The sequence below is a fragment of the Pantoea sp. K16 genome, from assembly GCF_048452805.1.
In the GTDB taxonomy this organism is placed as follows: domain Bacteria; phylum Pseudomonadota; class Gammaproteobacteria; order Enterobacterales; family Enterobacteriaceae; genus Pantoea; species Pantoea agglomerans.
Window position 1 is genome coordinate 189,229 of sequence record NZ_JBLWNV010000012.1, and the last position, 11,559, is coordinate 200,787.

Consider the following 11,559-nt stretch of genomic DNA (forward strand, 5'->3'; position numbering starts at 1 on the left):
GGGCGACGCAAGTCGCCCTTTTTTAATGCCAGATCGCCAGCGCCACCAGACTGATGACCACCAGTCCGCACAGCGCACTGGTCAGCATAAACTGCCCCCGCACCCGCTCGCAGCGCCGGATAAACTCATCGTCATGATGATCGAGATAGCGCTTTGCCCAGATATAAGTGACCAGCCGCACCTGCTTGCTCGGCTGACCATGAGAGGTGAAAAAACCCGCCCCATCGACATACTGATACAGCAGCGGATCACAACCGCGTAAGACCGCCAGCAGAGCGCGCAGGGATGAAAAATAGCGCGCCATATTCACGATACACACCACGCAAAGCGCCCAAAAAAGCGCAATAGTGCTGATCATATTCTCCCCCTCCCGGCTGGAATCGCAGCAACAGGCCCAGCGTCAGACACTGAGTCCACCTGCAGAAATAACCAGCCACTGAATCACCGGACTGCGAAAGTTTTTCGACCCCCTGAGCGGTTGCGAATCGGACCGCCTTTTTTCAGTGTAGGAGAAATCTTTACATTTTTTCCAACGATGATTTTCGTTCAGCGCGAGTAAATCTGGCATAGCCTTGATCTTATTCATAAGCCAGGCGGCAACGGCAGCATTTACAGTGGGAGAAGGCTATACTGAGGACATAACAACATCATCACCTGCAATGCAGGTAGACACTTTGGTGGCGCTCATCGCCCGCTCGCGCAAGGGATTTCGCTAAGCTGTGACGCGGCAGGAACACCGGATGCCATCCTTAACCTCGTGAAAGGAGTTTTATCATGGCTTATAAACATATCCTGATTGCAGTAGACCTTTCTCCCGAAAGCCAGTTGCTGGTGGATAAGGCCGTCTCGCTGGCTCGTCCGTACGATGCCAGAATTTCCCTGATTCACGTTGATGTCAATTACTCCGACCTCTACACCGGCCTGATTGATGTCAACTTAGGGGATATGCAGAAGCGTATCTCTGAAGAGACGCATGCGGCGCTGAAAGGGTTGTCAGATGCGGCGGGCTACCCGATCAGTGAGACGCTGAGCGGCAGTGGCGACCTCGGCCAGGTACTGGTTGACGCGATCAGAAAATATGACGTTGACCTTGTAGTATGTGGTCATCATCAGGATTTCTGGAGCAAGCTGATGTCCTCAGCCCGTCAGCTGATCAACACCGTGCATATCGACATGCTGATTGTGCCGCTGCGCGATGAAGACGAGGCGTAATTTCGCCGTATAAATGAATAAAGCCGGCTCTGCGCCGGCTTTTTTATGCTTTAGAGCGGTGGGTAAATATCAAAGCGATGGCTTTTGGTCACCACGGCCGCCTGCGTCACAATACCCGCCAGCGGCGGTGCATAGTCTGGCCGTTTAACCACGATGCGTTTCTTCGCCAGCCGGCGAGCGGGTTCCAGTAATGCGTCAGCATCTTCATCCGGCCCCACCAGCGACTGAAACACCCGCATCTCCTTTTTCACCAGCGCACTTTTCTGGCGATGGGGATACATCGGATCGAGATAGACCACATCCGGCGGCGGCGTGATATCTCCCAGCGCCTGCGCGCTGGCCGCATGAATCAGCGTCAGACGATCGCGCAGCCAGGGGCCAATTTCCGCATCCTGATACCCGCGCTGCAATCCATCTTCCAGCAGCGCAGCGACAACAGGATGGCGCTCCAGCATTCGCACCCGGCAGCCCAGCGCCGCCAGCACAAATGCATCACGTCCCAGCCCGGCGGTGGCATCGACCACATCCGGCAGATAACCGCCTTTGATGCCGACCGCTTTGGCGACGGCTTCGCCGCGTCCACCGCCGAAGCGACGGCGATGGGCCATCGCGCCAGTGACGAAATCAACAAAAATGCCGCCCAGCTTTGGCTCATCACGCTTGCGCAGTTCAAGGTGCGTCGGGGTCTGCACCAGCGCCAGCAGTGCGTCTTCATCGTGCTCCAGCTGCCAGCGCTGCGCTAAACGTGATAAGGCGCCGTCTCCGGCGCCTGATTCATCGAGCAAACAGATTTTCACGAACCGACTTATCCCTGAATGCCGTAATGTTCCAGCATCGCATCGAGCTTCGGTTCACGGCCACGGAAGCGTTTGAACAGTTCCATCGGCTCTTCAGAACCGCCACGGGTCAGGATGTTATCCAGGAATGACTGACCGGTTTCACGGTTGAAGATGCCCTCTTCCTCGAAGCGGGAGTAAGCATCCGCCGCCAGCACGTCTGCCCACAGATAGCTGTAGTAACCCGCCGCATAGCCACCGGCAAAGATGTGGCTGAAGGCATGCGGGAAACGGCCCCATTCCGGACCCGGAACCACTGCTACGCGGCTTTTCACTTCGCGCAGGGTTTCCAGAATCTGTGCACCTTTCTCCGGATTAAACTCGGTGTGCAGGCGGAAATCGAACAGGCCGAACTCCAGCTGACGCAGGATAAACAGCGCAGCCTGATAGTTCTTCGCCGCCAGCATTTTATCCAGCAGCTCTTTCGGCAGCGGTTCGCCGGTTTCAAAGTGGCCCGAGATAAAGGCCAGCGCATCCGGTTCCCAGCACCAGTTCTCCATGAACTGGCTTGGCAGTTCGACTGCATCCCATGGCACACCGCTGATACCGGAGACGCCAGGCGCTTCGATACGGGTCAGCATGTGATGCAGGCCGTGACCAAACTCATGGAACAGGGTGATCACTTCATCATGGGTGAACAGCGCAGGTTTGCCTTTCACCGGACGGTTAAAGTTACAGGTCAGGTAGGCAACCGGCTTCTGCAGGCTGCCATCGGCTTTACGCATCTGGCCGACGCAGTCATCCATCCAGGCACCGCCACGTTTATGTTCGCGGGCGTAGAGATCGAGATAGAAGCTGCCGCGCAGTTCGCCGGTTTCATCGAACAGATCGAAGAACTTCACGTCAGGATGGTAAACCTCAACGTCGTTACGCTGCTTCGCCGTGATGCCGTAAATGCGTTTCACCACTTCAAACAGACCGGCGACCGCACGCTCTTCCGGGAAGTAAGGGCGCAGTTGCTCATCGCTGATGGTGTAGAGATGCTGCTTCTGCTTTTCACCGTAATAGGTGAGATCCCACGGATTAAGCTCGGTCACGCCGTGCTCTTTACGGGCAAAGGCGCGCAGCTGCTCCAGCTCTTTTTCACCCTGCGGACGGGCGCGTTCCGCCAGGTCATTAAGGAAGTCGATTACCTGGGACGGGCTTTGCGCCATTTTGGTCGCCAGCGATTTATCGGCGTAGGAGTCGAAGCCCAGCAGCTGTGCCAGCTCGTGACGCAGCGCCAGCTCTTCCGCCATGATTGGGCCGTTATCCCACTTACCGGCGTTCGGACCCTGATCGGAGGCGCGCGTCGCATAGGCGCGATACATCTCTTCACGCAGCGCAGCGTTGTCGCAGTAGGTCATGACCGGCAGATAGCTTGGGATATCCAGCGTCAGCAGCCAGCCTTCCTGCTCTTTGGCTTCAGCCTGTGCTTTCGCCGCCGCCAGCGCGCTTTCCGGCATACCGGCCAGCTCGCTTTCATCGGTAATCAGCTTGCTCCAGCCCATGGTGGCATCGAGCACATTGTTGCTGTAAGCCGAGCCCAGCTCAGAGAGGCGCGCGGCGATTTCGCCGTAGCGCTGCTGTTTATCTTTTGGCAGGCCGATGCCGGAGAGTTCGAAATCACGCAGGGCATTATCGACCGCTTTCTTCTGCGCCAGATCCAGTGCAGCGTACTGATCGCCCTCTTTCAGGTTGCGATACGCCTGATAGAGCCCTTCATGCTGACCAACCCAGGTGCTGTATTCAGAGAGCAGCGGCAGCGTCTGCTCATAGGCTTCACGCAGCTCCGGGCTGTTTTTCACCGCATTAAGGTGGCTGACCGGTGAGAAGATACGGCTCAGGCGATCGTCAGTTTCCGCCAGCGGCTGAACCAGATTATCCCAGGTATACGGCGCACCCTGCGCCACGACTTTTTCGACTTCTGCGCGACAGTGGCTCAGCACTTCCGTCACGGCAGGCACCACATGTTCAGGCTTAATGGCAGAAAAAGGGGGTAGCGTAAAAGATGTCAGTAGCGGATTGGTCATAGCGCAGTCCTTTATAGATGTATGGGGCGCAGCGGGTCGCGCAACGCAATCTAAGTAACATGCGGCTTAGTGTAGCGAAAATCAATGGCAGCCAGGATGAGGTGGGGAAGAAACGCGCGAATAGCAGCACGGAAGATGCACGCTTTTATCTCATGCACGTAATGCTGGCTGGCAGGTCGGGGAGGATTTGCGGTCGCTTTCCGTGACTGCGTGCCGGGAACCAGACGCCCCGCCCTGAGCGGCTTGCGGTAATCCCGATTTGTTATCACGCTTCTGGCCCATCAACAGGTCATCCCTGATATAATCGCGGATTCTCATGCTTTTCCTGCGTCGGTTGCTGTGCGTCGTTCTGTGGGTAATACGTGAGGTAATAATTGGTATAAATTGATTTTCCATCAATTAAAACCTTATACATTCAACAGGATAAACAATGCTGAGTTATCGCCATAGCTTCCATGCTGGCAACCACGCCGACGTGCTGAAGCACACCGTTCTGAGCCTGATCATCACGGCGCTGAAAGAGAAAGAGAAACCGTTTTTCTACCTGGATACCCATGCGGGAGCAGGCCGCTATCAGCTTAGCGGCGAGCACGCCGAGCGTACCGGTGAATATCTGGAAGGCATCTCACGTATCTGGCAGCAGCCCGATGCGCCGGAATTGCTGCAACCCTATTTTGATGCGATTCGTGCGCTGAACCGTAGCGGCACGCTGCGCTACTATCCCGGCTCGCCACTGATTGCCCGCCATCTGCTGCGTGAAGATGACAAACTGCAACTCACTGAGCTGCACTCCAGCGACTATCCGCTGCTGCGTAACGAATTCAGCAAAGATGACCGCGCCCGCGTCGATCGTGCCGACGGTTATCAGCAGTTAAAATCGAAACTGCCACCGCCGTCACGTCGCGGTCTGGTTCTGATCGATCCGCCGTATGAGATGAAAAGCGACTACCAGGCAGTGGTGAAAGGGATTCAGGAAGGCCATAAACGTTTTGGCACCGGCGTCTTTGCGTTGTGGTATCCGGTGGTTTTACGCCAGCAAATCAAACATATGCTGCGCGATCTGGAAGCGACCGGCATTCGCAATATTCTGCAAATCGAACTGGCGGCCCGTCCGGACAGCGATCAGCGCGGCATGACCGCCTCCGGCATGATCGTGATTAACCCGCCGTGGAAGCTGGCCCAGCAGATGAATACCCTGCTGCCGTGGCTGCACCAGAAACTGGTTCCGACGGGTACCGGCCACTACGCGGTTAACCAGATCGTACCCGAATAACTCTCTTTGTCTTCTACGCCGCCGCTCACTACCGGTGCGGCGGCGTTGTACCAGGTCTTTACCATGTGGATCATACTGGCTGGCGCGCTGGCCGCGCTGCAACCGGCCCGACGGCTGGCATTATTATTACTGGCGCTCACCACACTGCTGGGTTTTTATCAGGACGTGTTAGCGTGGCCGGTGCTGCTGCTGTTTACCGGCACCGCCGCTGTGGTGGCACTCCGTATTTATGACCGTGACCATCATCGACGACAAATAGTGACCGAAGCGCTGCTGGTGCTGATCGCCATCGGGTTGCTCCTCCATCTTTTTCCAGGCTTTAATAATCCCCTTAAGGCAGAGGATGTGCAGGCCGGACCGCGCAGCGTGCCTTTCAGCTTCGGGTTTAACTTCGATAAAGCGCTTATTCCTTTTGTACTGCTGGCCTGCCTGCCGACGCTGTTTCGCGCGCCTGCCACGCCACCACGCTATCGACTACCCGCCGCACTGGCGCTGATCGCCGCCATTCCGCTGCTGCTGTACTGCGCGGTATTATTGAGCGGATTAGCGTTTGAGCGACATACACCGGACTGGCTGGGGCCATTTATGCTCGCCAACCTGTTCTTTGTTTCGCTGGCGGAAGAGGCCCTGTTTCGTGGCTATCTGCAGCAGCGATTAAAGCAGGTAGTGGGCGGCATCCCTGCGCTGTTACTGAGCGCGCTGCTGTTTGGTCTGGTGCATCTGAGCGGCGGCCTGTTGCTGGTGATCTTCGCCACCCTGGCCGGGCTGTTATATGGGCTGGCGTGGCACTGGAGCGGCCGCTTATGGCTGGCGACCGCCCTGCACTTTGGCCTTAACCTGACCCATCTGCTGTTTTTCACTTATCCCGCACTGCATCATTAGAGGTTAAAAACCGCCAGATCCCAGGCCAGCTCGGTGCAGGGAAAAATCGTCTGGCACTCCGCCAGCAGGCGGTTCATGTCTTTTGCCAGATAGCGTGAACTGAAATGGGTGGCGATCAGCCGTTTTGCCCCGGCGCGTTTTGCCACTTCGGCGGCCTGCAGTGTGGTGGAGTGCCCGCGCCCGTTGGCTTTTTCCACCATCGCGGCCTCCAGCGTGGTTTCATGCACCATCAGGTCAACATTGGCCGCCAGTTGCAGCGCGACCTCAGTAGGTGCCGTATCGCCAAAGATGGCCAGCGTTTTGCCGGGTGTCGCGGGGCCAAGATAGTCAGCACCGTTGATTACCCGCCCATCTTCCAGCGTCACGCATTCACCCTGCTTCAGCTGCTGAAACCACGGGCCGCGTGGCACCCCTTCCGCTTTCAGCCGCGCAGCATCCAGCAGGCCGGGTTTATCATGCTGTTCAATGCGATAGCCAAAACACTCCACCGGATGGCTCAGCGGCCAGGCGCTGATACGAAACTCACCGTCGTCCAGCGTCCAGCCCGCCTCAATCTCAACGATGGTCAGCGGGTAGTCGGTGTAGGAGCCGCTGATCGACAGCGCCGTATCAACAAAGGTTTTTAATCCCCTGGGGCCATAGACCGTCATCGGTGTGGTCAGCCCGGCCATTGACCGGCTGGTGAGTAATCCCGGCAGCCCGAAAATATGATCGCCATGCAGATGGGTGATAAAAATCTTATCCAGCTTGCCCGGTTTGAGGCTGGAGCGCATAAACTGTAATTGTGTGCCTTCCCCGCAGTCGAACAGCCAGGTTTCACCACTCAGCGCACGGGTAAAAGCAATAGACGTGACATTACGTTGCAGGCTGGGAGCACCGCCGCCGGTGCCGAGAAAAGTAAGGTGCATGGTATGCTTCCCTGTAAGCGAGTAAAAAAACAGAACCCTATTACAATCATAGGCGCAAACTTTGCGTCATTTCGACCCGCAGCGTTACACTCAACCCCAATTTTTTATGCAACCGGATGGATACTTCAATGACCCGACATTTCGACTATCTCGCCATTGGCGGCGGCAGTGGCGGCATCGCCTCAATTAACCGTGCGGCTATGTATGGCCAGAAATGTGCCCTGATTGAAGCGAAAGAGCTGGGCGGCACCTGCGTGAACGTGGGCTGCGTGCCGAAGAAAATCATGTGGCATGCCGCGCAAATCGCCGAAGCGATTCATCTCTACGGACCGGATTATGGCTTCGACACCACCGTGAATCGCTTCGACTGGGCCACACTGGTGAAAAACCGCAGCGCCTACATCGATCGCATCCACAACTCCTATGACAACGTGCTGGGTAAAAACAAAGTTGAAGTGATCAAAGGCTTTGCCCGCTTTGTCGATGCGCACAGCGTTGAAGTCAACGGCGAGATTATCACGGCTAACCATATTCTGATCGCCACCGGCGGTCGTCCGGTCCACCCTTCTATTCCGGGTGCAGAGTACGGCATTGATTCCGACGGTTTCTTTGAGCTGGACGCGCTGCCAAAACGCACTGCGGTCATCGGCGCAGGCTACATTGCGGTTGAGCTGGCTGGCGTGGTTAACGCGCTGGGATCGGAAACGCACCTGTTCGTCCGTAAACACGCGCCGCTGCGCAGCTTCGATCCGCTGCTTACCGAAACGCTGGTAGAAGTGATGAACAGCGAAGGCCCGGCGCTGCACACCGAATCTATTCCAAAAGCTGTGATTAAAAACGGCGATGGCAGTCTGACGCTGCAGCTGGAAAACGGCAGCGAATATACCGTGGATTGTCTGGTCTGGGCGATTGGCCGTGAGCCCGCCAACGATACCCTGAATATTGACGCCGCTGGCGTCGCACTGGACGATAAGGGCTATATCAAAGTCGATAAATTCCAGAACACCAATGTGTCAGGCATCTACGCCGTGGGCGACAACACCGGTGCGGTTGAGCTGACGCCGGTTGCGGTCGCGGCGGGCCGTCGTCTCTCTGAGCGTCTGTTTAACAACAAACCGGACGAGCATCTGGATTACAGCAATATTCCGACGGTGGTGTTCAGTCATCCGCCGATTGGTACCGTGGGACTGACCGAGCCGCAGGCACGGGAACAGTATGGCGACGACCAGGTGAAGGTTTATAAATCGTCATTTACCGCCATGTACACTGCGGTAACCCAGCATCGTCAGCCGTGTCGCATGAAGCTGGTCTGTGTGGGTGCAGATGAGAAGATTGTCGGCATTCACGGTATCGGATTCGGCATGGATGAGATGCTGCAGGGCTTCGCTGTGGCGCTGAAAATGGGTGCCACCAAGAAAGACTTCGATAACACTGTCGCGATCCACCCAACCGCAGCGGAAGAGTTTGTGACGATGCGTTAATTCCCCGAACAAAATACTATTGGGAAAAACTGGTCATCAGGGCCAGTTTTTTCCTGCAACTGCGCTCAGCGAAAATTAATGCGCCCGCTGACGCGAAATGTAAAACCTGCGTTTCTCTTCATATTTTCAACACCCAGCAAGAGCCAGGCTGATTAACAGCGGAAAAACCGAACCGACAGTAATTAAATCCATTTATATATGAAATTATTTAATGACTACCGATTATATTCACAGGCCCGGCGTCCATTTCCACAGGATTATCGTTAGTGAATTTATCGCTGTGCTTAATGAATGTTTGAAGTGATACGACTGCTAAATAACCTCTCCACGCTGTCGCCTTTGAGGAGATAGCCTTTCTTCGAAACTCTCAGGATCACATCATCACTTAAACCCAGAAAAAAGAGCTTCGACTTTAAATTAGACATAACCTGCCAGACCCGCTGCGTAGAAGAACTCAGTCCATGTTTATCCCAGACGTTCTCCATAAGTTCCGAATCCGTGACAACATCAATGGTGGCATTTTCAAAAAGATACTCTAATACGTGCGACATGGTTTTTCTCAGGATGATATCTTCACCATACCCATTCAAACAAATTAGTCGCTTTGTCTTGTGTAAATAAACCACGTTCCCTTCAATAAGATAGCCAATAAAATTCACTTCATTACCCGGTAGCATGATGTTCTCCAGAACAATGATGAAAACAAGATAATAACTTTTATTCAGGTATTTAAAAAACATCCCTTCATTATTTGTACATCACTTTTTAATCAGCCCTGGCCACGCCTTTCCATTGTTCCTGGTCTGTAATAGCGATGCCTCGATGATCGTCATGCATATAACCCTTTGTTGTGTGTTAAAATCCTGACTATCCACCTCGCCACATCGTTAATAAAAAGTAATAATAAATAAGTCTGTTCTGGCGGAGAAGCAGACTGACCTTAATACTCATCCGACAGAATGCAATAAGATGTTGTTGCTTATCATCGCCGGCAAGAAAACTTAAATATTTCTTAGTTAAATCAGAAACCACCGATAAACTGACCAGGATGGATTGCTGTCTGATTTGCCTCATCTTATGCGTAGCCGTTATGAAATCATCTAACGTTAACGAAGACAATAAAGTGGGATTTTTATTTTAGTTCAAAACTTACGGGTTTTATTACGACCATCTGTAGCAGAATCAGCCAAAATAAAGCTTAAAAGAAGAATCGCTTTGGATTGAAAGACGATTGCGTCATCCGAACACGCCCGCTTCAACGCTTTCATTAGTTTTTTTATAATCCATAAGACCTGATATTTCTGGCCAATTTTTGATCTGTATCAACTGGCAATATATCGGTGGAAAAAGCAAAGTAATGGCGGAAAAACAGAAGCAAAAGGTATGAGACAGGAATGTTCTTTACCCGAGAATCAATCAGATCCGTATGTTTATTAAGATAATTATTGAAGCGTCCTTATTTAGCTATTTTGTACCGTACTAACGGCAGGAGATTGTCATCTCATTGTATACCGAGTCAGAAATAAGCGTGAGTGCCCCTTAGCTCCGTACACCCTCGTTAACGTGATAAATAAGAATGAGTTATTAATGCGCCCTGACCTGACAGCATAGTCCGTTGATATCAATATTGAGGGTGCTGGGTCTGGGTCTGGATTTGGATTTGGATTCGGGTGATTTAAGATAACAGAGGACGCAGCATTAACCGGGACCGGGACAAAGGGTCACCTTCGATCTGGTGACCTTGCGCCAGGCAGAGGGAGAACGGATCCCCCGGTGCAGTCGTGCACCGCGCCAGTGCAACTCAGCTCACGCGATCCAGCCAGCGAACATAAGCCTGATCCCATAACGCCGCTGGCGTGCCCGCCTTGCCAAGGCCAAAGCCATGCCCGCCTTTGCTGATCTGAATCAGCTCAACCGGCACACGATTACGGCGGCAGGTGTCGCGCATCAACTCGGTGTTAAATGGATTTGAGGTGTGATCGTCCTCGGCCTGCGCCAGAAACGTCGGCGGATATTGCCGGGTCACGTAGTTCTGCACTGACCAGTTCGCCTCATCCTGCGGCGTGGCATTTTTGCCGACCATCATCAGATGGGTATTGGTGTGCTGATAAGGCGCTTCCAGGGTGATGACCGGATAGATCAGGCCAACGCTGTCGACTTTGGGCACCACTTCATCCAGCGGATCGATGGCCGGATAGGATTCAAAGTCCGGACGCGCCGCCGCCAGCCCCAGCAGATGCCCACCTGCCGAGAAGCCCAGCACATGCACCTTGCGCTCAAAGGATCGCACCAGCCGGATGGCACGCTGCGCATCCTGCAGCGGTGCCAGCCGCCCCGCCTGCCACTTCTCATGCGGCAGCCGGTAGCTGAGCACATAGGCGGTATAGCCATTGGCATTGAGCCAGCGCGCGACCGGCCAGGCTTCGCGTCCCATGCCGATCCAGCGATAACCGCCACCCGCTGCAATTAATACCGCTTCACCATTCGGATTTTCCGGTTTAAAGCGCTGAATCGCCGGGCTGACGATATTTGACCAGGAACCGGTGCTGTTAATATGCAACTGGCCCGATGGGCCGCCGCCGCCGGGCGGATCGTCCGGCCAGAGGGGAATAATGTCATCGCGGGCAAATATTTTGCCGGTGGTCATGGAGAGCCCGAGCGCTCCCGTGCCGAGAATAAAGCGTCGACGCGTAATCATAATGCCTGTTATGTGATACCAGAAGAGTGAGCAAACCGTTGCGGCAGGCTGCAGTAGAATCAACAGATGCAAGTCGGGTGCCATGGCTGGCGATTATGTACGCAATGGCCCCTGAAAAGCCATAAAAAAACGCGCCCGCCAGGCGTAATGCTGATCAGTTAAGATTAGATTTGTAAAGGCTGTCACGGTCAAACGTGGCAGCTTTTTTCCGGGCGAGCGAGCCGCAGTGCGGGCCTGAGCACCTCTGCTGCTGCCGG

The 11,559-nt window shown here is 54.4% G+C and carries 10 protein-coding genes; 4 read left to right on the forward strand and 6 right to left on the reverse strand.

Going from position 1 to position 11,559, the window contains the following annotated elements:
• Positions 1-22: 22 nt before the first annotated feature.
• On the reverse strand, positions 23-358 hold the full coding sequence (uspB, locus tag ACK13D_RS16965) for a universal stress protein UspB (RefSeq protein ID WP_010253393.1): 336 nt from the start codon (positions 356-358) through the stop codon (positions 23-25).
• A 416-nt stretch (positions 359-774) separates the two neighbouring features.
• Between uspB and uspA the strand changes: the two genes are divergently transcribed.
• Positions 775-1,212: a universal stress protein UspA gene (uspA, locus tag ACK13D_RS16970; protein ID WP_010253396.1), complete on the forward strand. Its 438-nt coding sequence runs from the start codon at positions 775-777 to the stop codon at positions 1,210-1,212.
• A gap of 50 nt (positions 1,213-1,262) precedes the next feature.
• Here the strand turns inward: uspA and rsmJ are convergent, their stop codons facing one another.
• Together rsmJ and prlC are read right to left on the reverse strand one after the other, a co-directional pair.
• Complete coding sequence (gene rsmJ / locus ACK13D_RS16975) at positions 1,263-2,009, reverse strand: 16S rRNA (guanine(1516)-N(2))-methyltransferase RsmJ (RefSeq protein WP_010253398.1); 747 nt, start codon at positions 2,007-2,009, stop codon at positions 1,263-1,265.
• A gap of 8 nt (positions 2,010-2,017) precedes the next feature.
• A complete protein-coding gene (gene prlC / locus ACK13D_RS16980; protein ID WP_010253402.1) occupies positions 2,018-4,060 on the reverse strand; it encodes an oligopeptidase A in 2,043 nt (680 codons plus the stop codon).
• Positions 4,061-4,490: 430 nt separating this feature from the next.
• On the opposite strand from prlC, the gene ACK13D_RS16985 reads away from it, so the two are divergent.
• A complete protein-coding gene (locus ACK13D_RS16985) occupies positions 4,491-5,333 on the forward strand; it encodes a 23S rRNA (adenine(2030)-N(6))-methyltransferase RlmJ (RefSeq protein ID WP_033780945.1) in 843 nt (280 codons plus the stop codon).
• Positions 5,334-5,396: 63 nt separating this feature from the next.
• Entirely contained in the window at positions 5,397-6,215 is an 819-nt protein-coding gene (locus ACK13D_RS16990; protein ID WP_191914375.1) for a CPBP family intramembrane glutamic endopeptidase, read from the forward strand.
• Here the strand turns inward: ACK13D_RS16990 and rnz are convergent.
• Positions 6,212-7,123, reverse strand: coding sequence for a ribonuclease Z (rnz, locus tag ACK13D_RS16995; protein WP_061901959.1), 912 nt, complete (start codon positions 7,121-7,123; stop codon positions 6,212-6,214). The two genes, ACK13D_RS16990 and rnz, sit on opposite strands and share 4 nt — an antisense overlap.
• 128 nt (positions 7,124-7,251) lie before the next feature.
• Here rnz and gorA point away from each other — a divergent pair, with 128 nt between their 5' ends.
• On the forward strand, positions 7,252-8,604 hold the full coding sequence (gene gorA, locus ACK13D_RS17000) for a glutathione-disulfide reductase (RefSeq protein ID WP_052270755.1): 1,353 nt from the start codon (positions 7,252-7,254) through the stop codon (positions 8,602-8,604).
• A gap of 284 nt (positions 8,605-8,888) precedes the next feature.
• Here the strand turns inward: gorA and ACK13D_RS17005 are convergent, their stop codons facing one another.
• Both ACK13D_RS17005 and ACK13D_RS17010 read right to left on the reverse strand, forming a co-directional pair.
• Positions 8,889-9,281: a winged helix-turn-helix domain-containing protein gene (locus tag ACK13D_RS17005; RefSeq protein WP_242459381.1), complete on the reverse strand. Its 393-nt coding sequence runs from the start codon at positions 9,279-9,281 to the stop codon at positions 8,889-8,891.
• 1,124 nt (positions 9,282-10,405) lie between these two features.
• Positions 10,406-11,302: an alpha/beta hydrolase gene (locus tag ACK13D_RS17010; RefSeq protein ID WP_022623984.1), complete on the reverse strand. Its 897-nt coding sequence runs from the start codon at positions 11,300-11,302 to the stop codon at positions 10,406-10,408.
• Positions 11,303-11,559 lie beyond the last annotated feature (257 nt).